The sequence below is a fragment of the Pseudomonas sp. SWRI179 genome, assembly GCF_014268705.1.
GTDB lineage: Bacteria > Pseudomonadota > Gammaproteobacteria > Pseudomonadales > Pseudomonadaceae > Aquipseudomonas > Aquipseudomonas zanjanensis.
This window is the reverse complement of the sequence record NZ_JABWRA010000049.1, coordinates 1-23,964: the sequence shown is the minus strand read 5'-3', so window position 1 is coordinate 23,964 and position 23,964 is coordinate 1. Positions and strand designations below refer to the sequence as shown.

Genomic DNA, 23,964 nt, shown 5'->3' with positions numbered 1-23,964 from the left:
ATGACGCAGATGTTTGGCAGGTTATGCCATTTTCCGATGCTTTAGAAGCTGTCTTCGCAACCACCTGCCCTGCCCGTCAGCCATAGACTTGGCACTTGCGAATCGTTGATCAAAGGGGTGTGGCATGGCAGGGCTCGGGTTGTTTTTGATGGCGTTGACGGTGGCGTATCTGTTGCCCGGGCCGGACATGATCCTGCTGCTGAAAACTGGTGCCCGGCAGGGCAGGGGCGCGGCGCTCGCGACGGCGGTGGGCCTGGGAGTTGCTCGTGGATGTCATGTTGCGTTGGCGGCACTGGGGCTTTCGGCCTTGTTCAAGACCGCGCCATGGACGTTCGATGTCGTGCGCCTGGCGGGTGCTGCCTACCTGTTATGGATTGGCTTTCAATGCCTGCGGACCACGTTGCTGCCGAACTTTGAAGGTGCGACTGTCGAGGTTGGAAAACGGCATTACTACGAGGCCATTCGACGCGGGCTGCTGACGAACCTGCTCAATCCCAAGGCCTTGCTGTTTTGCTCGGTATTGCTACCGCAATTCATCGATCCACAGGCCGGGCCGGTGCTGGGGCAGTTCGCGATCCTGGGCGTGGTGCTGGTCGGCGTCGGCCTGCTGTTCGACTGCGCCTACGCGTTGGCCGGCGTCGCACTCGGGCGTTGGCTTCATCGCTCGCCTTCGGCACAGCGCGTACAACAGTGGGTATTTGGGAGTCTTTTGATTGGGTTTGCGGTGCGGCTGACGTTTGTGCAGCAGTCATAACGATTGCAGTTTCGCGAAGCGGCTCTTGGTATTCTGGGCGGTAATCCAGGGCCGCTTCGCACCCCAGCGGGAGCAAGCTCCCTCGCCACGAATACATTTTTCTCTCTGGATCATAGGCTGCGTGGCCAATTAACCATTGTCTACCTCGCAACGGGTAACAGCGCACTAGCATGGGGTGCTAGGGGGCGAGCAAATCGTTCATCACCTTCCCAACAACCCCAATTGCAACGTCAACCCAATCAGACTAGACTCCTCCCAAAATGGGAGTAAATAGGTGCGGATTATCGCGAGAGGTATCTTGCGGGAATTTTGGGAAAGCAATCCGGCTTATGCCGATTCCCAGACGCCATTGGTTGAATGGTATCGACACATGGAGAAAGCGACCTATCGAACGCCTCAAGAGATTAAGGCTGAACTCAGAACAGCCAGTATTCTTAAAAGCGCGAGGGTTGTATTCAACATCGGCGGTAACAAATACCGAGTAATTTTGGCAATCGATTATCAGCGCCAACTTGGTTTTGTACGATTCGTCGGCACCCACGCCCAGTACGACCAAATCAACGCGGAGACCGTATGATGAACATCAAACCCATTCGCAACCAGGACGATCTGGATGCAGCCTTTGCTCGCATCGAACAGCTTTGGGGTGCGGAAGTTGATTCGGCTGAAGGTGATGAGCTGGAAATTCTTGCCTTGTTAATAGAAAAGTACGAGGACGAGCACTACCCAATGCCACCCTCCGATCCAATTGAGGCAATTAAATTCCGGATGGATCAGCAAGGCTTGACCGCGCGCGACTTGGAACCATTCCTTGGTTCGAGCGGGCGTGTGTCTGAAGTACTGAACCGCAAACGCAAACTGAGTCTGGCGATGATAAAACGCCTGCATAATGGATTGCGAATCCCTTACGAGAGTCTGCTGGCGGACGTTGCGTAATACATAGCGACTCCACACCAATCTGCAGCAGCATCTCAAAATAGAAAAACCGGTCCAACGTGGCCGGTTTTTTCGCACTTTTTTCAGCTACAGCTCAAATTCCAGGGCTGCTTCTCAGCCCAACGGGAGCAAGCTCCCTCGCCACACACAAGCATTTTCGCCCGGTTTCACATCCCGAAATAAACCCGCCCTCCCCTCCGCCGCCCTTGCGCGCCGCCGCTTCTAGACTTTGTTGCAGCGACTGCGTGCGCCTACCGAGATCACCTTCGGTGGTTATAGTGTTGATCATTCATTTTCAGTAGGTATAGTACCTACCAAGCACACCACACGGAGGTGTTGTGAATAGCCGATTTTTGATAAGCCAGATCATTGCAGACGGTTGGTATCTGGTTCGAGTTCGAGGCAGTCACCATCACTTCAAGCACCCGACCAAACCGGGGTTGGTCACGGTTCCTCATCCGAAGAAGGACCTGCTCAAGAAAACGGCCATCAGTATTTTGCAACAGGCGCTGCTTCAGCCGGCCCGTTGCGCGACGTTCCCGGAGGACGATGAATATGCTTTATCCGATTGCGATTTCCATGGGCGATGACAAGCACGCCTGGGGTGTTGAAGTGCCTGATATTCCGGGGTGTTTTTCCGCAGGCGATGACCTGGACGAGGCCATGGCGATGGCGCGGGAAGCCATCGAGGGGCACTTTGAAATTCTGGCTGAAGACGGCTCGCCGATTCCACCGGCCAACACCGTCACCTTGCACGCTGCCAACCCGCAATACACCGGTTGCACCTGGGCACTGGTGGACATCGATGTGACCAAATACCTGGGCAAGGCGCAGAAACTCAACATCACGCTGCCCGGCTACCTGCTCAATCGTATCGATGAATATGTGTTGCACCATCCTGAAGAAAAGAGCCGCTCCGGCTTCCTGGCGTCGGCAGCGCTGAAGGTGTTGCAACAAGGCCGGTGAACAATCATTGACGACACACAAATCTGTGGGAGCGAGCTTGCTCGCGATGGCGTCGGGTCAGCAATATCCTGGGTGCCTGACACACAGCCATCGCGAGCAAGCTCGCTCCCACAGTTTTTACATAGCCATGCCAGGGCTATTTATTCTCTGACTTGGACTCCTGCATCTGCACCGAAGACTTGGTGCCGTCGGTATTGTCCTTGGTCTCGTTATCCGAGTTGTCGAAGCAGCCGTGCAGGGCGAACAAGCAGCAGGCGAGGCAAAAAGTGCGGGCGAAATTCATGATGGACTCCGATGCTGGGGCTTTAAGGAGTGACCTGCGAGCGTGGCAATGGTTGCGACTGTCTTCGTGCCGGACGATGAACGTCGACGGATGTTTGCGATTGAAATGTAAGTAGAATTTTCGCCGACTCGTTGCTGTCACACCAGACAGGTGCATCCCATAAGGAAACACGGCAATGACGTTCGCAAAAATCGCGCAAAAACTATCCCTTTGGGCGGGGAGCCCCAAAACCTTTCTAGGCGCCATCGTGTTGTTGTCGATCTGGGCCGCCAGCGGACCTTTCTTCGGCTTCAACGACACCTGGCAACTCATCATCAACACCTCGACCACCATCATCACGTTCCTGATGGTGTTCCTGATCCAGAACACCCAGAACCGCGATACGGACATCCTGCATTTGAAAGTGGATGAATTGCTGCGGGCGTCCAAGGACGCACAGAACGCAATGCTCGGCCTCGAGTCGCTGGACCTCAAGCAACTTGAAGCGCTGCGCAAGCGCTATCAAGACATGGGCAAGGACGAAGCCAAGGGCCTTGATGGCGTGGAACAAAAGAACAAGATCGACCTGAACCAGTGCTGATGCCTATGCGCGAGTGGCGTCAACCACTCGCGCATTTGTCTGGCATCAAGGCAACGGGTTACCGCCCGTCACGCCAAATACTTCCCCGGTGATGTAGCTCGACTCCTGCGATCCCAGCAGGACATAGAGCGGCGCGCACTCGGCCGGTTGGCCCGGGCGCTTCATGGGTACCTGGGAGCCAAAGGTGGGAATCTTTTCCCGAGGTTGACCGCCGCTCGGTTGCAGCACGGTCCAGATCGGCCCCGGTGCCACGGCATTGACCCGGATGCCCTTGCCGATGACCTGCCCAGCCAGCGCCTTGGTAAACGCTACGATGGCCGCTTTGGTGGTGGCGTAATCTAGCAAGGTCGCGGACGGGTCGTAGGATTGGATCGAGGCGGTATTGATAATGGTCGCCCCTGCCGGCATCAGCGGCACCGCTGCCTTGCAGATCCAGAACATCGCATAGATGTTGGTCTTCATGGTGTCGTCAAACTGCGCGGTGGTGATGTCGGCAATGTCTTTTTGCGCTTCCTGCTTACCGGCAACGTTTACCAGGATATCCAGCCCGTCGAGCTGTTGTTGCGCCATCTTGACCATTTGCACACAGAACGCTTCGTCCTTGAGGTCGCCAGGAATCGCAATCGCCTTGCGGCCCTCGGCTTCGATCAACTCGATAACTTGCCGGGCGTCGCGCTCTTCGCTGGGTAGGTAGTTGATCGCCACATCGGCACCTTCTCGGGCGTAGGCGATCGCCGCGGCGCGACCAATCCCCGAGTCGCCACCAGTGACCAGCGCCTTGCGCCCCTCCAGGCGGCCGAAACCTTGGTAACTTTTTTCGCCATGATCGGGTTGCGGCAGCATGTCCTGATCGATGCCAGGCGGCGATTGCGGTTGGTCGGGAAATTCCGGGCGCGGATATTGGGTCAGTGGGTTCTGCATCGCGTATTGGTTGGGTTCTCGGCGTGTGGACATCGAGGTTCTCCTTTTCGGCGGGCAAAATCTGCCGGGACGCTGACGCCCCGGTCCTGAATGTAAAACCAGATGCGGCAGGTCAACGGCTGGCCTGCAGCGCCCTGGCCATTTCGAGATGGGTCTGCAACTTGGGCAGGGTTTCGTCGGCGAAAGCCTTTATTTCCGGCACTTCGGTGGTCTGGGCTTCCTGCTGGATCTGCGCGATGGCCTCCTCGGTGGCCTTGACCTGGCTGGCGGCATACGCGGCTTCGAACGACTCGCCATCCTTGACCTGCGGCATCAAGGCCTTGGCCTTGTCGGCCACTTCCTCCCGGGGGGCGACGGGCAAGTCGAGCTTCTTGGCAATCTTCGCCAGATGTTGATTGGCGGTGGTGCGATCGTTGATCACCATGATGGTGTAGTCCTTGACCTCCCTGGATTCGGCTTTCCCATGGGCCATGCGACTGGTCTCGATGTCGGCCATGCCTTTGGCGGAAGCATCGTTGATGAATTCGACAGGCGATTGGGCCCAGGCACTGTTGGCACCCAGGCCCATCAGCACGACGAGACTGGTGGTGCGAAATAAACTGGCCATACGGCTCATGATCGCGCCCTCCTCTGATAAAAGTTCTAGTGGGTTATCCACCTTGAATCAGAACCACCCATGAGTATTCAGCGAGACGTCCGGCCCGGTTTTCGGCCAATTTCGGCTTTCGGCGGGTTTCGATCGACGGCCGTGATGGTGGTTCTCCCACTTTTGCGACCTGCTTCGGACACCTTCGTTCGATCATGGGCACTGTTTGTCGGATAAATACTGCTTGAACCAGGCATGGTTCAGCCCTCCGTATTCGTGAATGCCGGGCGCGCGGGCCCTGCCCTATATTCGAATGGGATGCGGGCTGAAGGTTTGAGAAAGCTGCGGGCGCCACGACGAACGGTGACGCGTTTTCAGATGCCGAACGCCCGGTGATTGTGGCGTTTGGCGGCATACATCGCCTCGTCGGCGTGGCGGAACAGTGCGATGTCTTCAGTGCCATGGTCGGGAAAGCAGGCCACGCCGATGCTCGGTTCGATGCTCAAGCAATGCCCGTCCAGACGCAGCGGCTGGGCCAGTGCATGATGGATTTTGTCCCGCACGCGATGGGCATCCTCCAAGGCCTGGATGCTGTGCAGCAGGACCACGAATTCATCTCCACCAATACGCGCCACGGTGTCGGTGTCGCGGATACAGCCCTTCAGGCGACTGGCCACCGCTTGCAGCAGCATGTCACCCACGCCGTGGCCATAGGTGTCGTTGACCTGCTTGAAACGATCCAGGTCGATATACAACAAGGCCATGCGCCCGGACGCAGCACGAGCGGCCGCCACTGCGCACTTGAACCGTTCACGGAGCAATTCGCGGTTGGGCACCTGGGTCAACTGATCGTACTGAGCCATGTGCTGCAACCGTGCGTGCAACTGCTTGCGCTCGATGGCGACGGTGATTTGTGCGCAAACGTATTGCAGCAGCTCCTTGTCCTGTTCGGTGTAGCGTTCGTTGTCCGGCGCACTCTTGACGATCAGCGCGCCAATCGTGCCGCTCTGGGCGTTCAGCGGCACGCCCAGCCAGCATGGCGCGTCCGGTTGCGCCACCAAATCGTCGAACCCCGCTGGCAACGCGCTGCCACCAGGCGTCAGGAGGATCGGCTGGCCACTGCGAATCACCTCGGCGCACAAACGCCCGGTGACCGTGCCCGGCAATTCGGGTTGCCCTTCCCGGTCATCGACGTGATAGGGGAAATTCAACTGTGAGCATTGTTCGTCATACAGCGCCACCGAGAAATTCAGCGCCGGCAGCCACTCGCCAATAATCAGGTGGATGCGCTTGAACAGCGCCAGCAAGTCAGCCGCGGCATGGGCCGCTTCGGAAATCGCATACAACGCCGCTTGCCGGGACTCGGCCTGCTTGCGTTCAGTGATGTCCCGGGCCACGGCAATGCGCAGTTGGTCCACCGGCGACCAGCGCGCCGACCACAGGATGTGCACCACCCGTCCGTCCTTGCGCAGGTAGCGGTTCTCGAAATTGAGCTTGGGCTCGCCCCCCATGATTTCCCGCGCCGCCTCGAGGGTCCGCTGGCGGTCGGCGGGGTGTACCAGATCGATCATCGGCTGGCCGATCAGCTCCTGCGGGGTGTAGCCGAAAATACGCTCGCAGGCGGCACTGACAAACACGAAACGCCCTTGACCGTCGACGGCACACACGGCGTCCAGCAGAAGGTCGATGTAGCTGGCCAGCGGCGCGGAACTTGAAGTGTCCATGGGGCTGGAGGTCATCCGGGTAATGCAGCGGTGAACGAAGCGGGTGATGGTCAGTGCGTGACCAACGTACCCAATACCGGTGAGGATAGCGCAGGCAATCAACCGTAGTGGACGAAACGCCCAGTAGATCAGCCACGCGACTCGACACAGCCCCATCACAGCTCTGTAAAAAACACCATGCCGGCATACGGTGCCTGCCGACAAGCCTTCAACCGCGACGCGAGGTCACCCACATGGACCTCCAGCTTGTGCCCGTCAGGGTCGAGAAAGTAGAACGAATCCCCCTCGCTGCGGTTGTCTCGCCACGACGACACCTGGGCCGCGTTCAGCCGCGCCACCAGCAGCGGGAGATGGCCGGCGCTGATGCTGAACGCGTAATGGGTGTAGTCCGCCGCCGGCTCGGGCCCGCGTAACGGGTCGAGAGACAGGCACAACCACAACCCCGGCAGCGACAAATATGCCCCGCTGTTCCATTTGGCCTCAAGACGCAGCTGCAAGAGCTCGCCATAAAAAGCCACACTGCGATCCAGATCGGTGACCGCAAGGGTCAGATGATTGAGACCTGAGAGCATCAGCAAGCTACCTTCCGAAAAGAGTGATAACCCAGCGGGCTTGGGGCAAATCCACGGTGCTCCGAAGCTCCGACACTATTGATGGATTCCCCGTCCAAGGTCCTAGGCAAAGTCCTACGCAGAAATCTCCAGTGACACTCAAGCACGCCGGAAACAGCCGATTCAAAGCCCTGCACAACAATCTGTAAAGTCTGGAAACACGCCGCAATCGAAACACCCCACGGACAGCACCACTCACCAAGGAATGTAAACGCACCATGAACCAGACGGCTCAATCACCTCATTACTTCACCAACTACCGCAAACTCATTTCCCTTGCAGACCAGGATTGGCAAAGCACCGAAGCCGGGAAAATCTCAGGGCTGAATGTCGAGGTCAATACACCCAACGTGCTGGTCGACCAATACGGCCGGGCTTTTCATCACTTCTGCACGACATCCTACCTGGGCCTGGACTATCACCCTGCGTTGCTGGACGGTGCCATGTCCGCCCTGTGGGAGGCCGGGACCCTGCGGGTCGCCAATTCAAGGAATCGCTGCAAGCTGGCGATCCTGGACCAGTACGAAACCCAGTTGTCGGAGCTGTTTGGCGCCTGTTGTCTCAGCGCCCTGTCTTGCAGTGCGGCGAGCGCCGGAATCCTGCCGCTGCTGGCCAGCGGTGCATTCACGCAAAATCGTGCGCCCGTCATGGTGTTCGACAAACAGGCCCATTATTCGATGAACCACAGCAAGGCCGCCTGCGCCGACGAAACCCAGGTCATCACCTGCCCGCACAACGACATGGATTTCATCGAGGACGTGTGCAAACGCCAGCGCGAGGTGGCGTATGTAGCCGACGGCGCCTACAGCATGGGCGGGATGGCGGACCTGGACAGCCTGATGTACCTCAAGCAGCGCTATGGCTTGTTTCTTTACCTGGACGATTCCCACGCCCTGTCTGCGGTCGGGGAATCCGGCGCCGGCCTGGTCCGTTCGCGTATCCCGGCGGTGGACGAGCGCACCCTGGTCGTCGCCTCGCTGGCCAAGTCATTCGGCGCCAGTGGCGGGCTGGTCATGTTTGGCAGTGAACGGCACAAGGCGCTGGTGCAGCGTTACGGTGGACCGAGCAATTGGTCCCAGAGCCTGAACGCAGCGGCCATCGGTGCCGGCATGGCTTCGATCCGCCTGCACCGCAGTCTGGAATTCAGCGCCTTGCAGGCGCGTTTGCAGGCTAATATCCGCCTCTTCGACAGCCTCGTGCGGACCGGACAGCGCGGCACTCCCATGGCGATCCGTATGGTGCCTTGCGGTGAAGCATCCCTGGCCAACAGCCTGGCGGTCGAATTGGCCGAACTGGGGTATTTCACCTCAGCGGTGTTTTTTCCCGTGGTGCCGCAAGGCAAGGCCGCCATTCGCATTACCCTGCGCGCCGACATGGAGCCTGACGTGATTCGCTCCTTTTGCGAAAAGATCACCGAACTGCTGCTGACCCACGGGCGTGACCTCCGCCCCTGAGACAGGACGCTTGATGAAGAACCGTACAACCCTGATCGTCACTTGCACCACCGTCTTCCTGGCACAACTGGGCATGAGCATCTATTTGCCGGCCCTGCCGGATATCGCCCGGGATATCGGTGCCGATGCATCCCGGGTGTCCTGGGGCCTGTCGGTGTACCTGATCGGCATGGCGCTGCCCATGTTGTTGTGGGGCAGCCTGAGCCAGCGCCTGGGGCGCAAGCCGGTCTTGCTGGCGGCTTTGGGGTTGTACGGCCTGGGCAACCTGGCCTTGCCGCTGGGCACGACAATCGAGGCGTTCCTGATGCTCCGGTTGATCCAGGGCATCGGCGCCAGCGGTATCTCGGTGATGGCGCGGGTCCTGATTCGTGACAGCTTCAGCGGTGACCTGCTGGCCAAGGCCCTGTCCTGGATATCGATCGCCTTTGTGATTGCCCTCGGTATTGGCCAGTACCTGGGCTCGCTGATCCAGGCGGCGTTTGGCTGGGAGGCGATTTTCCAGGGATTGGGCGCCGTCAGCCTGGCCATGGCAGCGGCGGTGTCCAGGGCCCGTTTCCCGGCGCTGATACAGGGCAGCAACGGGCAATCGGCGTGGGGCATCTACGGGCAGATATTCCGGCAACGGGCGTTCCTGCTGCCGGCCTTCGCCGGTGGGCTGGGTTACGGCGTGATCGTCGCGTTCAATACCGCCGCGCCGCTGATCCTGCAGGAGAGCTTCCACTGGTCGGCCATTGAATATGGCTTGCTGGGCTGGCCGATCAGTGCCGCGTACCTGTTCGGGGCACTGGCGGTGAACGCCTTTGTGCTGCGCACCGGTCAACGGCGAATGATGGGCTGGGGCATCGCGCTGGTGCTCGGCGGCAGCATGACCATGCTGGCAGGCAGCCTCACCCTGAGCGGCATCGCGTTGCTCTTCTGGCTGCCGTACTGCTTCGCGGTGTTCGGCCAGTCGTTGATCTACCCCATCAGCCTGTCCCTGGCCAATGAAGGCTCACCGGTGGCCGGCGCTTATGCCATGGCATTGAGCGGGTTCCTGCATCAATTGATGGCGTCGGTGATCGGCGCCATGGCCAGCCTGCTGTTGAGCCAGCAAGCCTGGCCGCTGGCGGCGTTGTGCGCACTGCTGGGGGCGGCGGCGATGCTCTGTGTGAGGTTCGTGCCACCCCGGGTCGCTTAGGCTTTGTACGAAAAGTGCCTGCGCGACGATCATGCTGCGTTGAAAACAGGCGCAGAATGCTCATTGACAACCGTCAAGTCGAGCGCGACCCCGGCCGTTCCTCGCCTGTTTTCGCCTTGCCTGATCGCCGCTCGGCGACTTTTCATACAAAGCCTAGAACGCGCTGCGGAAAATCTCCTCGATCTGCCGCTGGTCCGCCGCCCGTGGGTTGGTCAGGCCACACGCGTCTTTCAAGGCGTTGGCGGCCAGCACCGGAACGTCGTTGAGGCGCACGCCCAAATCACGCAAGCCGGCCGGAATGTCCACGTCCTGGGCCAGGCTGCGGATCGCCGCAATGGCGTTCCGGGCCCCCTCTTCCGGGCTGAAACCCCGTGTATCGGCGCCCATGGCATGGGCCACGTCAGTCAGGCGAGCGGCGCACACCGAGGCGTTGAAACTCTGTACATGGGGCAACAGCACGGCATTGCACACGCCGTGAGGCAAGTCGTAAAAACCACCCAGTTGATGCGCCATCGCGTGCACGAAACCCAACGACGCATTGTTGAACGCCATCCCCGCGAGAAATTGCGCATAGGCCATGTTTTCCCGCGCCGCCAGATCGGTGCCGTCGCGCACGGCCAGGCGCAGGTTGTTGCTGATCAGGGTAATGGCCTTCAGGGCGCAGGCATCGGTTATCGGCGTGGCGGCGGTGGAGACATAAGCCTCGATCGCATGGGTCAGCGCATCCATGCCAGTGGCGGCCGTCAGGCCCTTGGGCATCGCCACCATCAACGCTGGGTCATTCACCGACATCAGCGGGGTCACGTTGCGATCGACAATCGCCATTTTCACATGGCGGGTCTCGTCGGTGATGATGCAGAAACGGGTCATCTCGCTGGCGGTGCCCGCCGTGGTGTTGATGGCGATCAGCGGCAGTTGCGGCTTGCTCGAACGGTCCACCCCTTCATAGTCACGGATCTGTCCGCCGTTGGTGGCGCACAGGGCGATGCCCTTGGCGCAGTCGTGGGGTGAACCGCCGCCCAGGGACACGACGAAATCGCACTGGCTTTCCTTGAGCAAGCCCAGCCCGAGCTCGACATTGGCAATGCTCGGGTTGGGCTTGGCACCGTCGAAAATCACCGAGTCGACGTCCTGCAGCGCCAACAACTCGGCCACCTTGGTGGCGACGCCGGCCTTGGCCAGCCCTGCGTCGGTGACGATCAGCGCCTTGCGAAAGCCGTAGTTGCGAATGGCGGTCATGGCCTCGTCGAGGCAACCCAGACCCATGATGTTCACGGCGGGGATGAAAAAAGTGCTGCTCATGGCACACGCTCCTGGAAGAGGCCGAATCGGCAGGGGCGTACAGGATTGACCGAGTAGTCACGACGTATCTTGATCTGGCTCAAGACTGGGTCGTGATAAAGTCGCGGCCTGCCTTTGCCACGTTTTGAGATGATCCTTGCGATGACCGATTTCCAGGAATACGACACCCGGCTCGAAGACTGGGAGGCCTTGCGCGCCGACACTGCCTTCAGCGGCCTGCTGCTGGGCAATGGCGCCAGCCGTGCGGTGTGGGACGATTTCGGCTATGACTCGCTGTTCGAAAATGCCCGCACCGTTGAGGAAAAACCCTTGAGCCCGTCGGAACTGAGCGTGTTCGACGCGATGCAGACGCGCAGCTTCGAACAGGTGCTCGGGGCGCTGAAAACCACCAGTCGGGTCAACAAGGCCCTGGCCGTCAGCTCCGCCGCCCCGCGTAACCGCTACTACGCAATCAAGGAAGCGCTGATCAACACCGTGCATGCGGTGCATATCCCGTGGCGGTTGGTGCAGCCATCGACCCTGGCGACGATCAATCAGGAACTGAGCCGCTACCGCACGGTGTTCACCACCAATTACGACTTGCTCAATTACTGGGCGATCCAGCATGGGGCCGAGACCCTCAGCGATCTGTTCTGTGGCGATGACCACAGTTTCGACCTGAGCCAGGCGGGCGCGGACAAACCACGCCTACTGTATCTCCACGGCGGCCTGCACCTGGTGCGCAACCAGGACGGCACGGCGCGCAAACTCACGTCCACCGAAGGCACCTTGCTGGGCAGTTTCGCCATCAACAACACGATCAAGACCCTCGACGACGTGCCGCTGTTCGTCAATGAAGGTCCCAGCACCGACAAGCTCAAGACCATCCGCAGCAGCGATTACCTGTCGTTCTGCTACGACCAGTTGCTGCAGCATGGCGATAATCTGTGCCTGTTCGGCCATGCCCTCGGCGAGCAGGACCGGCACATTGTCCATGCCCTGCGCCTGGCCGCCCCGAAAACCGTGGCGGTTTCGATCTATCCGCGAAGCCAGGCGTTCATCCAGCATCAGAAGCGGCATTACGCCAAGGTGTTCGAGGGGCTGGACGTACAATTGCGCTTCTTCGATGCCAAGAGCCATCCGTTGGGCGATCCGAAATTGTCGGTGCCGGTGGAGGTTTAGCCTCGGACTACATGACCTGGAAACTCAATGCCAGGTCAGCGCATGACTGTGGCGAGGGAGCTTGCTCCCGCTCGGCTGCGCAGCAGTCGTCATTTTGTGAGCCTGCTGCCTGGTCTTGGAACCGATGGGGACCGCTTCGCGGTCCAGCGGGAGCAAGCTCCCTCGCCACAAAAGCCCACTCGTTACAGCAGGCTCGCTCCCATAGGGATGGGTTCAGAGCGCAGCCACGGTCTTGTCCTTGATGACTGTCGTCGGTCCATTGGCCTTGACGCTGGCGATGCCTTTGTCCCGGGCTGCATCCGATGAATACGCCTCACTGCTGCCAATCACTTCGTGGTTGCCGGCCTTGAGGTTGAAGTACGGATGGCCGTCCTTGGTGGTCTTGAGCTCATAGCGTTCGGCCAGTGGACTGTTTTTCTGCACCGAAGCGATGCCGCCGTCGGCGCCGCTGCGGGTGGTGTACAACTCGCTGGTCAGGATTGTCTCGGCGTTGGCCGCCTTGAGCACAAACCGAAACTGGCCACTGCTGCTTTTGCTGATTTCGTACCATCCGGACATGATTTCTCTCCTGGCAATGAAGACATGCCCCGAGAGTAAAGACCCGTTGCGCTTGCCTTGCCAGTCCGCTGTGCGGCGTTATTACAAAGTGATGGCCGTGCCCAGCAGCGTCAGGAATCCCGCCAGCCAGTTCGGGTGCGCAGGCCAGGCCGGTGCGGTCGCCAGGTTGCCCTGGACATGGCCTTGGGTCACGGGAATGTCCATATAGGTCCCGCCCGCCAGCCGTACTTCCGGGGCGCACGCCGGGTAGGCGCTGCATTCACGCCCTTCGAGGATGCCCGCCGCCGCCAGCAATTGCGCACCGTGGCACACCGCGGCAATCGGCTTGCCCGCCAGATCGAAATCACGCACTAGTTGCAGGACGGCTTCGTTCAGGCGCAGGTATTCCGGCGCCCGCCCACCCGGCACCAGCAGCGCGTCGTAGTCGGCGGCCTGGACGTTGGCGAAGTCATGGTTGAGGGCGAACAAGTGCCCCGGTTTTTCACTGTAGGTCTGGTCGCCTTCGAAATCGTGGATCGCCGTGCGCACCGTTTGGCCCGCGGTTTTGTCCGGGCACACGGCGTGCACGGTGTGGCCGATCATCTGCAAGGCCTGGAACGGCACCATGACTTCATAATCTTCGACGTAATCGCCGACCAGCATCAGGATTTTCTTGGCGGCCATGGGAAGGGCTCCTTTGGGAATGCGTGAGGGGTTGACGCATTAAAGGTAGCCCGGTACGTCGGTAGGTGAGGGATAAGCGCTGATAACCTGACGGACTGCATATCGTGGGAGCGGGCTTGCTCGCGAAAGCGGTGTGTCAGTCAGCTATTCAGTCGGCTGGCACACCGCTTTCGCGAGCAAGCCCGCTCCCACAGGGGGTTGGTGCTAGCAGGGCGAGGTCAGGCGAGATAGCCATCCGCCCGCAGCAGCGTTTCGAGACAGTGCTCGGTGATGTGGTAGAAGGCCTTGAGTTCTTCGATTTTTGCCAGCAGCTCGGTGGGGTCCGCCGGTTCGGCGCGTTTGACGGCCAGGATCATCTTGTTTTTGTTGGTGTGGTCCAGGGAGATGAACTCGAACACCTTGGTCTCGTAGCCACACGCTTCGAGGAACAGCGCCCGCAAGCTGTCAGTGACCATTTCCGCCTGCTGGCCCAGGTGCAGGCCGTATTGCAGCATCGGCTTGAGCAACGCCGGGCTCTGGATCTGCAGGCGGATCTGCTTGTGGCAGCACGGCGAGCACATGATGATCGAGGCGCCCGAGCGAATGCCCATGTGGATCGCGTAGTCGGTGGCGATATCGCAGGCGTGCAAGGCGATCATCACATCCACCGCGCTCGGCGCCACGCTGCGCACGTCACCGTGCTGGAAGCTCAGGCCCGGGTGCTCCAGGCGCGCGGCGGCTTCGTTGCACAGCTTGACCATGTCTTCGCGCAGCTCGACACCCGTCACCACGCCCTCGGCCTGCAAGGTGTTGCGCAGGTAATCATGGATGGCGAAGGTCAGGTAGCCCTTGCCCGAACCGAAATCCGAGACCCGCACCGGTTTGTCCAAGGCCAGGGGCGAAGAGGTCAGCGCATGGCTGAAGACCTCGATGAACTTGTTGATTTGCTTCCACTTGCGCGACATTGCCGGAATCAGCTCGTGCTTGTGGTTGGTCACGCCCAGGTCAGCCAAAAATGGCCGGTTCAGGTCGAGAAAGCGATTTTTCTCACGGTTGTGCTCGGCAGACGGCACTTCCCGCAGTTGCTGGGGCTTGCTCTTGAATAGTGAGCTCTTGCCCTTCTTGCTGTACTCCAACTGCGCCTCGTCGGTGACCGCCAGCAAATGCGCGTTCTTGAACGACGCCGGCAACAGCGCGGCGATGGTGTCCACGCCTTCGGCCAGTGGGAAATTCTTGGTGATGTCGCGGGTCTTGTAGCGGTAGACAAAAGACAGGCATGGCTGGTCCTTGACCGTCAGCTGCTTGATGATCAGCCGCTGGAGGTCCGCTTCGTCCCCCACGTACTTGGCCAGTACCAGTTTGATGAAAGCGTTTTGTTCAAGGCTGGTGCGCAGCAGCTCGATGAATTGGGCGTGGTGATCCGGCGCGGGACGGGCTGGAGTTGCGGTGGCGGACATGAACAAGCGGCCTCGGGGCGGGCGGATCGGGAATGGCGGGTATTTTAGGGGGGATGGGCAGCGAGGGCACGGGGAATTTCCCCAGTGGTAGAAAATCCAGGCCCTTTTTACGAAGGCCCCGGCTTTTGCGGCTCACTGAGCTTTTTGTGGCTCACTGGGGCTTTTTTGTGGCGAGGGAGCTTTTGTGGCGAGGGAGCTTGCTCCCGTTGGACCGCGAAGCGGTCCCCATCGGCTCCAAGGTCGGGCAACGAGCTCGCAAATCGACGACTGCTTCGCAGCCGAGCGGGAGCAAGCTCCCTCGCCACAAAAGCGGCTCTGGCCATGGTGATCGACAATCAGCTTAAAACCACCAACCGATTCGGCAGTTCATTGCGCTCCTGGGTCAGCGGCACGTGTTCCTTGAGCAATTCTCCGCAGGCTTCGATGCACGTCACGAAACCCTGCAAGGTCTGCCCCTGGCGAACCTGCTGGGTAAACGCTGCGACAATGGCGTCCCAGCAGGTGTTGTCCAGGTGCTTGGAGATGCCTTCATCGACGAGGATTTCCACATACCGCTCGGCCTCGCAGACGAAGATCAGCACACCCGTGCTGCCCACGGTGTGGTGCAGGTTCTGTTCGAGGAATTGCCGGCGCGCCAGGTTGGAGGCCCGCCAGTGGCGCACGGAACGGGGAATCAGGTGCGTGGTGATCTTGGGGATGCGGAACACCAGGCACAACACGATGAAACTGACCCACTGCACCAGTAGCAGGCTGTGCACGGCCAGCCACCCGCTGAGGTAATGGACCACGCCGGGCACCACGAGGGCCAGCAAGCTGGCCCACAGCAGCGGGATATAGGCGTAGTCGTCGGCGCGGGCGGCCAGTACCGTGACCAGTTCGGCGTCGGTATGCCGCTCGACCCGGGCGATGGCCTCGGCAACCTTGCGTTGTTCGTGTTCAGTCAGTAATGCCATGGTTAAAAGTGCCTGCTCATTATTATTATCACCAGCCGCCCGACGAACCGCCGCCCCCAAAACTGCCACCACCGCCGCTGAAGCCGCCCCCACCGCCTCCGCCGCCAAAGCCTCCGCCACCGTAACCGTAACCGCCCGAGCCGCTGGAGCCACCGCGTCCGGCCGGCAGGATACCGAGCATCTGGCAGACCAATACCGTCAAAATAAACAGTATCACCAGGAAGATGAACAGCCCCGGGTGACGCTCGACAAAATCGCCCTGCTGCCCATCTGCATTGTAAGCAGTCGCGGGCTCGTCCAGCGGGTTGCCGCCCAGCACCACCAGCATCGCCGCGACGCCGTCGCTGATACCTTTATTGAAGTTGCCCGTCTTGAAGGCCGGTGTGATCACCTGATGGATGATCACCGAACTCTGGGCGTCGGTCAGGCGATCCTCCAGGCCATACCCCACTTCGATGCGCAGTTTACGGTCATCCCGAGCGACGATCAGCAGCGCGCCGTTGTTTTTATCCTTTTGCCCGATGCCCCAATGTCGCCCCAGTCGATAGCCGAAGTCCTCGATGCTGCTGCCCTGCAAGTCCGCCAGGGTCACGACGACCACCTGTTCGCCGGTCGCCTGTTCATGGGCCTGGAGCTGCGAGTCCAATTGCGTGCGCACCGAGGGTTCGAGCATCTGGGCGGCGTCCACCACCCGCCCGGTCAGTTCCGGAAACTTCAATTCGGCCTGGGCCGTGATGGCAAACGCCCAGAGCACCAGCACCAGGCCAAATTTCAACGCTCGCATCGCAACTCCTGTGTGGGAGCGAGCTGCTGTGGGAGCAAAGCTTGCTCGCGATGAAGGCACCTCGGTCTTTTTAATGACCGCGTTATCGTTCATCGCGAGCAAGCTTTGCTCCCACAGGCTCGCTCCCACAGTTTTTTCAGAACTTCACTTCAGGGGCTTTTTCAGCATTGGGGCTGGTGGCCTCGAAGGTTTCGCGGATCGGCAGGTCGCTGTACATCACGCTGTGCCACAGGCGCCCCGGGAACGTGCGGATCTCGGTGTTGTACTTCTGCACCGCCAGGATGAAGTCGCGGCGGGCCACGGCGATGCGGTTCTCGGTGCCTTCGAGCTGCGATTGCAACGCCAGGAAATTCTGGTTGGCCTTGAGGTCCGGATAACGCTCGACCACCACCATCAGCCGGCTCAATGCGCCGCTCAGTTGGTCCTGGGCCTGCTGGAACTGCTTGAGTTTTTCCGGGTTGTCCAAGGTGCTGGCGTCCACCTGGATCGACGTGGCCTTGGCCCGCGCCTCGATCACTGCGGTCAGGGTGTCCTGCTCGTGCTGGGCGTAGCCCTTGACGGTCTCCACCAGGTTGGGAATCAGGTCGGCGCGGCGCTGGTACTGGTTCTGCACCTGGCCCCAGGCGGCCTTGGCCTGTTCGTCCAGGGTCGGGATGTTGTTGATGCCGCAACCGGCCAACAACGTGGTGAGCAGCATCAGCGCCAGCATCGGCAGGCTGCGAAGGTGATTCAGTCGAGGATTCATCGGATATGGCGCTCCCTTGCATGACATAGGAAAACCCGGCCACCTATCCCGCCGACGTCTGGGGCATAATCTGCCGTCGCGCTGGATTGAAACGGGCCGATGGGCTAAAAGATGCGCAGTGCGAAACTAAGTTCAGCCCAATGGGTTCGAAAGTCTGCTGCATTTAACTGAACAACAATAGCCGCTCCTCACATTTTGGCTGACCGGCGTGTCTTGATCACCGCCCTTTAGGCTTGCGAGAAAATTATTCATGAAGAAGCTGTGTTTGCTGGGCCTGTTTGTCAGTCTGGCCAGTCACTCCGTATTAGCCGACAACCTGCCCGCCCCCATGGAGAACAAGGATGCGTTCATCAGTAACCTGATGAAGCAGATGACCCTCGAAGAGAAGATCGGCCAATTGCGCCTGATCAGCATCGGCCCGGAAATGCCCCGGGAGATGATTCGCAAGGAAATCGCCGCCGGCAACATCGGCGGCACGTTCAACTCCATCACCCGTGATGAGAACCGTCCGATGCAGGACGCGGCCATGCGCAGCCGGTTGAAGATCCCGATGTTCTTCGCCTATGACGTGATCCACGGCCACCGCACGATTTTCCCGATCCCCCTGGCCCTGGCTTCAAGCTGGGACATGGACGCCATCTACCACTCCGGCCGAATCGCAGCCAAGGAGGCGGCGGCCGACAGCATCGACATCACCTTCGCGCCCATGGTCGATATTTCCCGCGACCCGCGCTGGGGCCGGACTTCAGAAGGCTTCGGCGAAGACACTTATCTTGTGTCGCGCATTGCCGGGGTGATGGTCAAGGCGTTCCAGGGCACCGGGGCCAACGCCGCCGACAGCATCATGGCCAGCGTCAAGCACTTCGCCCTGTATGGCGCCGTGGAAGGCGGTCGGGACTACAACACCGTGGACATGAGTCCGCTGAAAATGTACCAGGACTACCTGCCGCCCTACCGCGCCGCCATCGACGCCGGTGCCGGCGGGGTGATGGTCGCGCTGAACTCCATCAACGGCGTGCCGGCCACGGCCAACACTTGGCTGATGAACGACCTGTTGCGCAAGGAATGGGGCTTCAAGGGCCTCGCGGTCAGTGACCACGGCGCCATCTTCGAACTGATCAAGCACGGCGTCGCCAAGGACGGTCGCGAAGCGGCGAAGCTGGCGATCAAGGCCGGCATCGACATGAGCATGAACGACTCGCTCTACGGCAAGGAGTTGCCAGGGCTGCTGAAAGCTGGCGAGATCGAGCAGAGCGACATCGATAATGCGGTGCGCGAAGTGCTCGCGGCCAAGTACGACATGGGCCTGTTCAAGGACCCGTACCTGCGCATCGGCAAGGCCGAGGATGACCCCGCCGACGTCTACGCCGACAGCCGCATGCACCGCGCCGATGCCCGGGATGTGGCGCGCCGCAGCCTGGTCCTGCTGGAAAACCGCAACCAGACCCTGCCCCTGAAGAAAACCGCGAAGATCGCCCTGGTCGGTCCCTTGGCCAAGGCCCCCATCGACATGATGGGCAGTTGGGCTGCCGCCGGGCGCCCGGCGCTGTCGGTCACCCTGTTCGACGGCATGACCCGCGCTCTGGGCGGTGAGTCGAAGCTGATCTACGCCCGTGGCGCCAACATCACCGGCGACAAGAAGGTCCTGGACTACCTGAACTTCCTCAATTTCGACGCCCCGGAAGTGGTGGATGACCCGCGCCCGGCCCAAGTGCTGATCGACGAAGCGGTGAAGGCCGCGAAGTCCGCCGACGTGGTGGTGGCCGCCGTGGGTGAGTCCCGGGGCATGTCCCATGAATCGTCGAGCCGTACCGAGCTGAACATCCCCGCCAGCCAACGCGAGCTGATCAAGGCCCTGAAGGCCACCGGCAAGCCCCTGGTGCTGGTGCTGATGAACGGCCGTCCGCTGTCGTTGCTGGAAGAAAAGCAGCAGGCCGATGCGATCCTGGAAACCTGGTTCAGCGGCACCGAAGGCGGCAACGCCATCGCGGACGTGCTGTTCGGTGACTACAACCCGTCTGGCAAGCTGCCGATCACCTTCCCACGCTCGGTAGGGCAGATTCCGACCTACTACAACCACCTGAGCATTGGCCGGCCGTTCACGCCGGGCAAGCCGGGCAACTACACCTCGCAGTATTTCGACGACACCACCGGCCCGCTCTACCCGTTCGGCTACGGCCTGAGCTACACCGAATTCAGCCTGTCGGACATGGCGCTGTCGTCGACCACGCTGAACAAGACCGGCAAGCTCGATGCCAGCGTGACGCTGGAAAACACCGGCAAGCGTGACGGCGAGACCGTGGTGCAGCTGTACATCCAGGACGTGACCGGCTCGATCATCCGCCCGGTGAAGGAGCTGAAGAACTTCCGCAAGGTGATGCTCAAGGCCGGCGAGAAGAAAGTCATCCATTTCACCATCACCGAAGACGACCTGAAGTTCTTCAACGCCCAGCTCAAGTACGCCGCGGAGCCGGGCAAGTTCAACGTGCAGATCGGCCTGGACTCCCAGGATGTGAAACAGCAGAGTTTTGAGTTGCTCTGACCCAACAACATGCATGACCCTGTGGGAGCGGGCTTGCTCGCGAAGGCGGTGTATCAGTCAGCAATTGAGTCGGCTGACACACCGCCTTCGCGAGCAAGCCCGCTCCCACATGGGGTTCCATGTGTTTTCAAGGATTGCGCTTAACCCCGCCGATCCAGCAGATTCACCACCAACCGATCCACCCACCCCCACAGCCGCTGCTTGAACCGCTTCCACAGCGGTCGGCGCTGCCAGGCGTCGAGGCTGACTTGCAGGCTCTGGGCGAAATCCCGCTCGAAACTGGCCGCCACGGCGCTGCTGAGCTTGGAGTCCAAGGCTTCGAGGTTGGCTTCCAGGTTGAAACGCAGGTTCCAATGATCGAAATTGCAGGAACCAATGCTGACCCAATCATCCACCAGCACCATCTTCAAGTGCAGGAAACACGGCTGGTACTCGTAAATCTGCACGCCGGCCCTGAGCAGTCGCGGGTAGTAACGGTGCCCGGCGTAGCGCACGGACGGGTGATCGGTGCGTGGGCCGGTCAGTAGCAGGCGCACATCGATGCCGCGGGCGGCGGCCTTGCGCAAGGAGCGGCGCACATTCCAGGTCGGCAGGAAGTACGGCGTTGCCATCCAGATGCGTTTCTGGCCGCTGTTCAATGCCCGGGACAGCGATTGCAGGATGTCGCGATGCTGACGGGCGTCGGCATACGCCACCCGGCCCATGCCCTCGCCCACCGGCGGCACGCGAGGCAGGCGCGGCAAGCCGAAGTTGGACGCCGGTTTCCAGGCACGCCGATGGCGGTTGGCGAGCCACTGGCGGTCGAACAGCAGTTGCCAGTCGAGCACCAGCGGGCCGACGATTTCCACCATCACTTCGTGCCACTCACTGCGGTCGTCGAGGGGGTTCCAGAATTCATCGGTCACCCCGGTGCCACCGACCACGGCCAGGCGTTGGTCCACCAACAACAGCTTGCGATGATCCCGATACAGATTGCGCACCCAGCGCCGCCAGCTCAGGCGATTGTAGAAACGCAACTCCACCCCGGCCTCGGTCAGACGCTTGCGCAGGGCCAGGGTAAACGCCAGGCTGCCGTAGTCATCGAACAGGCAGCGCACGCGAACGCCACGCTCGGCGGCCTGGACCAGTGCCTGGACCAGTGCTTCGGCGCAGGCCCCCGCCTCCACCAGGTACAGTTCCAGCTCGACCTGTTCCCGGGCACGGGCGATTTCCACCAGCATGCGCGGAAAGAATTCCGGGCCGTCGACCAACAGCTCGAAGCGATTGCCTTCACGCCAGGGAAAGACCGGGCCGCTCATGTCAGCGCGCCGTGAAAATCAGCACCGCATTCACCGGCACCGACAAACTGATGGCCGATAACCCGGCCAGGTTGCGCAGCTTTTCCAGGCCCGGCGCCAAATCGAAATCCGCCGCGTTGAGCACCACCGGTTCGAGGGTCACCACTTGGAAGCGACGCTCATCCAGGCGCGTCGCGAGCAACTCAACGGGATATTCATGCTGCTTGCCGTGCAGGTTCACCGTCAGCGGCAGGCGCAATTCCAGCTGTGCGCCGTTGGCCAGGTCCTGGATCGGCATCAGGTCGATCTTGGCGGTGACCGTGGCCTCGGCGAATTGCTTGATGTCGAACAGCTCGGCGCGCATGCGCTCATCCCGCAGGGGGATACCGCTGTTGATGGATTCGAGTTCCACTTCCAGGCGCGCCAAGCCGTCGGGCTGGACTTGGCCGTGCAGCACCAGGAAACGCTGGACCTCGGAAATGTTGCCGTTTTTGCTGCTGATAAACGACAGCCGCGACGACTCGCCGTCCAGGTACCAGTCGGCCTGGGCCGGCAGCGCTGCGCAGGCCAGCAGCACGCTGGCGACCACGCGTGGGAAGAACCGCTTGAACATATGCACTCGGAGGGTAGATAAACCTGTGGCGAACCTTAACCGGGCCGAGGGCGCTTGCAAACTGTCTGTTTCAGAACATCGCTGCTGCGCACATAACCTTTGTGGCGAGGGAGCTTGCTCCCGCTGGGCCGTAGGAGCTGTCGAGTGCAACGAGGCTGCGATCTTTCCCCAGACACTTGAGTCTCAAGCGAAAGATCAAAAGATCGCAGGCTTCGCCAGCTCCTACAGAGCCCAGCGGGAGCAAGCTCCCTCGCCACAAAAGCCATCATCGAATCAACTTTCAGGGTTCCAACCGACACCCCTGCCGCTCCCCCATCCACCGCGCGCTGTTGCTACGCCCCAACCCGCTGACGGTGATGCGTTTCGCGTCTGCGGTCTCGAGAAAGTCGCTGGTGGGCACCGACTGCTTCACATAGCCACGGCAGTAGTCCGCCGATTGCTCCATCACATAGCGACACGAGCAGTATTCCTTGGCGGTGTAGGCGCTAATGATGTCGGGAAAGGCCCGCAACGCCACCCGCTCCAGCCACATCCAACTGAACAGGGCGATGAGCACCGCCGACAGCAGGGTCAGCAACACGTTGCGCCTCATGGCTGCACCGTCCCGGCGAACGCCGCCATGGCCCGCTTGAGCAGTTCGTTATGGCGATAGCGGCCGTCGCGGTCGTCGCCGTAGCGCACGATCACCAGTTTGGCGCTGGGAATGACGTACAGCGCCTGGCCCCAATGGCCCAGGGCGGCGAAGGTGTCCGGCGGCGCGTCGGGCCAGGGGTGGATCGCCGGATCGGCGGCGCGGTTGAGCCACCAGTGCCCGCCCGGCACGGCTTCATCCTGGCCGGCCTGGAAGTGCACGAACGGTTCACGGCTGAACGCGACCCAAGCCTTGGAAATCAGCTGCCGTTCGCCCCAGCGGCCGTCCCGTTGCATCAACAAGCCGACACGCGCCAAATCCCGCGCCGTCAGGTAGGCGTAGGACGACCCCACGAACGTACCACTGGCGTCGGTTTCCCAGGTGGCATTGCGGATGCCCAAGGGTTCGAACAGAGCGGTCCAGGGGTAATCGGGATAACGTGCCGGGCCGACGATATTTTTCAGGGCCGCCGCCAACAGGTTGCTGTCACCGCTGGAATAACGGAACGCCCGCCCCGGCGGACTGAAGCTTTCATGCTGCGCGGTAAACGCCGCCATGTCATGACGCCCGCGGGTGTAGAGCATCGCCACCACCGATGACTTCAGCGGCGCGTATTCGTAGTCTTCCTGCCAGTCGAGGCCGGACGCCCAATGGAAAAGATCGGCCAGGGTCAGGCCCGGGTGTCGGTTCAGCGGCGGGTAGTACTTGGCGGCCGGATCGTCCAGGGCAAAGCGCTGTTCGCCATAGGCCACGCCGAATACCGTCGCCAGCAGGCTTTTGCTGATCGACCAGGTCAGGTGCGGGGTCTGGGCGGTGGTTGGCCCGGCGTAGCGTTCATAGACCAGCCGACCATCCTGGATCACCAGCAGCGCATCGGTGCGGATGCCCTCGCGGCTCTCATCGTCCCGGGGTGGGAAGGCGTATTGCGCCAAGGCTTCGATGGCCGGCCCGCTCGGCGTCGGGCCGCTTGGCCATTGCTCGCCGGGCCAGTCTTCGGCGTGGGCGCTCAGGTTGAGCAACAACAGCGGAATCAGGAACCAGCCTTTGGACATACTTGGGGCTCGCAGGGTTGAACCTTCGGAGCCTATTCAGACTTGATGACAGTTTGGGGACTTGTGTCGACAGTGCTGACGCCATCGCGGGCAAGCCTTGCTCCCACAGGTCTAGCGAAAGCCTTGCTCCCAAAGGTCTTCAGCAGACTGTCATTTGGCATTGCACCTGTGGGAGCAAGGCTTGCCCGCGATGAGGCCCTTCAACCCGATGAAGATTCCAACGCCTTGGCCAACCGCTTGGCCCGCGCCCCCGCC

General features: G+C 60.9%; 25 protein-coding genes and 1 pseudogene. 10 read left to right on the top strand and 16 right to left on the bottom strand.

Annotation, left to right across the window (positions count from 1 at the left end):
* Nucleotides 1-124 precede the first annotated feature (124 nt).
* From HU767_RS23035 to HU767_RS23015, 5 genes and pseudogenes are all read left to right on the top strand, one after another.
* Nucleotides 125-754, top strand: a complete 630-nt coding sequence (locus HU767_RS23035; RefSeq protein WP_186730544.1) for a LysE family translocator — start codon at nt 125-127, stop codon at nt 752-754.
* 274 nt (nt 755-1,028) lie between these two features.
* Nucleotides 1,029-1,331: a type II toxin-antitoxin system HigB family toxin gene (locus HU767_RS23030; protein WP_186730543.1), complete on the top strand. Its 303-nt coding sequence runs from the start codon at nt 1,029-1,031 to the stop codon at nt 1,329-1,331.
* The gene (locus HU767_RS23025; protein ID WP_186730558.1) at nt 1,331-1,690 is read left to right on the top strand and encodes a transcriptional regulator; all 360 of its coding nucleotides are present in this window, start codon (nt 1,331-1,333) and stop codon (nt 1,688-1,690) included. The genes HU767_RS23030 and HU767_RS23025 overlap by 1 nt, the downstream gene beginning before the upstream one ends.
* Before the next feature lie 338 nt (nt 1,691-2,028).
* Nucleotides 2,029-2,205: pseudogene (locus tag HU767_RS23020) on the top strand (type II toxin-antitoxin system HicA family toxin); the annotation flags it as partial.
* A 40-nt stretch (nt 2,206-2,245) separates the two neighbouring features.
* Nucleotides 2,246-2,656, top strand: a complete 411-nt coding sequence (locus HU767_RS23015) for a type II toxin-antitoxin system HicB family antitoxin (RefSeq protein WP_186730542.1) — start codon at nt 2,246-2,248, stop codon at nt 2,654-2,656.
* Nucleotides 2,657-2,792: 136 nt separating this feature from the next.
* Here HU767_RS23015 and HU767_RS23010 read toward each other — a convergent pair whose 3' ends face one another.
* Complete coding sequence (locus HU767_RS23010) at nt 2,793-2,939, bottom strand: hypothetical protein (protein ID WP_186704520.1); 147 nt, start codon at nt 2,937-2,939, stop codon at nt 2,793-2,795.
* Nucleotides 2,940-3,114: 175 nt separating this feature from the next.
* On the opposite strand from HU767_RS23010, the gene HU767_RS23005 reads away from it, so the two are divergent.
* Nucleotides 3,115-3,519 (top strand): low affinity iron permease family protein, encoded by a 405-nt coding sequence (locus tag HU767_RS23005; RefSeq protein WP_186704519.1) that lies wholly within the window; start codon nt 3,115-3,117, stop codon nt 3,517-3,519.
* 45 nt (nt 3,520-3,564) lie between these two features.
* Here the strand turns inward: HU767_RS23005 and HU767_RS23000 are convergent, their stop codons facing one another.
* The 4 genes from HU767_RS23000 to fos all read right to left on the bottom strand — a co-directional run bounded on the left by HU767_RS23000 (nt 3,565) and on the right by fos (nt 7,322).
* The gene (locus tag HU767_RS23000; RefSeq protein WP_186704518.1) at nt 3,565-4,473 is read right to left on the bottom strand and encodes an SDR family oxidoreductase; all 909 of its coding nucleotides are present in this window, start codon (nt 4,471-4,473) and stop codon (nt 3,565-3,567) included.
* Between the two features lie 79 nt (nt 4,474-4,552).
* A complete protein-coding gene (locus HU767_RS22995) occupies nt 4,553-5,056 on the bottom strand; it encodes a DUF4142 domain-containing protein (RefSeq protein ID WP_186704517.1) in 504 nt (167 codons plus the stop codon).
* A 344-nt stretch (nt 5,057-5,400) separates the two neighbouring features.
* Nucleotides 5,401-6,750 carry a diguanylate cyclase gene (locus HU767_RS22990; protein ID WP_186704743.1) on the bottom strand — a complete coding sequence of 450 codons (1,350 nt, stop codon included), beginning with the start codon at nt 6,748-6,750 and terminating at the stop codon, nt 5,401-5,403.
* Between the two features lie 155 nt (nt 6,751-6,905).
* A complete protein-coding gene (gene fos, locus HU767_RS22985; RefSeq protein ID WP_186730541.1) occupies nt 6,906-7,322 on the bottom strand; it encodes a fosfomycin resistance glutathione transferase in 417 nt (138 codons plus the stop codon).
* Between the two features lie 257 nt (nt 7,323-7,579).
* On the opposite strand from fos, the gene HU767_RS22980 reads away from it, so the two are divergent.
* Together HU767_RS22980 and HU767_RS22975 are read left to right on the top strand one after the other, a co-directional pair.
* Nucleotides 7,580-8,815: an aminotransferase class I/II-fold pyridoxal phosphate-dependent enzyme gene (locus HU767_RS22980; RefSeq protein WP_186730540.1), complete on the top strand. Its 1,236-nt coding sequence runs from the start codon at nt 7,580-7,582 to the stop codon at nt 8,813-8,815.
* A 13-nt stretch (nt 8,816-8,828) separates the two neighbouring features.
* Nucleotides 8,829-9,992, top strand: coding sequence for an MFS transporter (locus HU767_RS22975; protein ID WP_186730539.1), 1,164 nt, complete (start codon nt 8,829-8,831; stop codon nt 9,990-9,992).
* Nucleotides 9,993-10,145: 153 nt separating this feature from the next.
* Here the strand turns inward: HU767_RS22975 and yiaY are convergent, their stop codons facing one another.
* The gene (gene yiaY, locus HU767_RS22970) at nt 10,146-11,294 is read right to left on the bottom strand and encodes an L-threonine dehydrogenase (protein WP_186704513.1); all 1,149 of its coding nucleotides are present in this window, start codon (nt 11,292-11,294) and stop codon (nt 10,146-10,148) included.
* 141 nt (nt 11,295-11,435) lie between these two features.
* On the opposite strand from yiaY, the gene HU767_RS22965 reads away from it, so the two are divergent.
* Complete coding sequence (locus tag HU767_RS22965; protein ID WP_186704512.1) at nt 11,436-12,455, top strand: DUF4917 family protein; 1,020 nt, start codon at nt 11,436-11,438, stop codon at nt 12,453-12,455.
* 213 nt (nt 12,456-12,668) lie between these two features.
* Here HU767_RS22965 and HU767_RS22960 read toward each other — a convergent pair whose 3' ends face one another.
* From HU767_RS22960 to HU767_RS22935, 6 genes are all read right to left on the bottom strand, one after another.
* Complete coding sequence (locus HU767_RS22960; RefSeq protein ID WP_186730538.1) at nt 12,669-13,013, bottom strand: YegP family protein; 345 nt, start codon at nt 13,011-13,013, stop codon at nt 12,669-12,671.
* A gap of 81 nt (nt 13,014-13,094) precedes the next feature.
* Nucleotides 13,095-13,676: a DJ-1/PfpI family protein gene (locus HU767_RS22955; RefSeq protein ID WP_186704510.1), complete on the bottom strand. Its 582-nt coding sequence runs from the start codon at nt 13,674-13,676 to the stop codon at nt 13,095-13,097.
* A 218-nt stretch (nt 13,677-13,894) separates the two neighbouring features.
* Entirely contained in the window at nt 13,895-15,112 is a 1,218-nt protein-coding gene (locus tag HU767_RS22950) for an SAM-dependent methyltransferase (protein ID WP_186704509.1), read from the bottom strand.
* A 335-nt stretch (nt 15,113-15,447) separates the two neighbouring features.
* Nucleotides 15,448-16,065, bottom strand: a complete 618-nt coding sequence (locus HU767_RS22945; RefSeq protein WP_186704508.1) for a hypothetical protein — start codon at nt 16,063-16,065, stop codon at nt 15,448-15,450.
* A gap of 28 nt (nt 16,066-16,093) precedes the next feature.
* Nucleotides 16,094-16,849, bottom strand: a complete 756-nt coding sequence (locus HU767_RS29095) for a TPM domain-containing protein (protein ID WP_186730537.1) — start codon at nt 16,847-16,849, stop codon at nt 16,094-16,096.
* A gap of 136 nt (nt 16,850-16,985) precedes the next feature.
* The gene (locus HU767_RS22935) at nt 16,986-17,594 is read right to left on the bottom strand and encodes a LemA family protein (protein WP_186704506.1); all 609 of its coding nucleotides are present in this window, start codon (nt 17,592-17,594) and stop codon (nt 16,986-16,988) included.
* Between the two features lie 250 nt (nt 17,595-17,844).
* Between HU767_RS22935 and bglX the strand changes: the two genes are divergently transcribed.
* Nucleotides 17,845-20,136, top strand: a complete 2,292-nt coding sequence (gene bglX / locus HU767_RS22930) for a beta-glucosidase BglX (protein ID WP_186730536.1) — start codon at nt 17,845-17,847, stop codon at nt 20,134-20,136.
* A gap of 140 nt (nt 20,137-20,276) precedes the next feature.
* Here the strand turns inward: bglX and HU767_RS22925 are convergent, their stop codons facing one another.
* The 4 genes from HU767_RS22925 to HU767_RS22910 all read right to left on the bottom strand — a co-directional run bounded on the left by HU767_RS22925 (nt 20,277) and on the right by HU767_RS22910 (nt 23,709).
* Nucleotides 20,277-21,434 (bottom strand): phosphatidylserine/phosphatidylglycerophosphate/cardiolipin synthase family protein, encoded by a 1,158-nt coding sequence (locus HU767_RS22925; RefSeq protein ID WP_186730535.1) that lies wholly within the window; start codon nt 21,432-21,434, stop codon nt 20,277-20,279.
* A 1-nt stretch (nt 21,435) separates the two neighbouring features.
* Nucleotides 21,436-22,026 carry a YceI family protein gene (locus HU767_RS22920; RefSeq protein ID WP_186704503.1) on the bottom strand — a complete coding sequence of 197 codons (591 nt, stop codon included), beginning with the start codon at nt 22,024-22,026 and terminating at the stop codon, nt 21,436-21,438.
* A 280-nt stretch (nt 22,027-22,306) separates the two neighbouring features.
* Nucleotides 22,307-22,618 carry an amidase gene (locus HU767_RS22915; RefSeq protein WP_186730534.1) on the bottom strand — a complete coding sequence of 104 codons (312 nt, stop codon included), beginning with the start codon at nt 22,616-22,618 and terminating at the stop codon, nt 22,307-22,309.
* On the bottom strand, nt 22,615-23,709 hold the full coding sequence (locus HU767_RS22910) for a serine hydrolase (protein WP_186730533.1): 1,095 nt from the start codon (nt 23,707-23,709) through the stop codon (nt 22,615-22,617). Before HU767_RS22910 ends, HU767_RS22915 begins: the two co-directional genes overlap by 4 nt.
* Between the last annotated feature and the right edge of the window lie 255 nt (nt 23,710-23,964).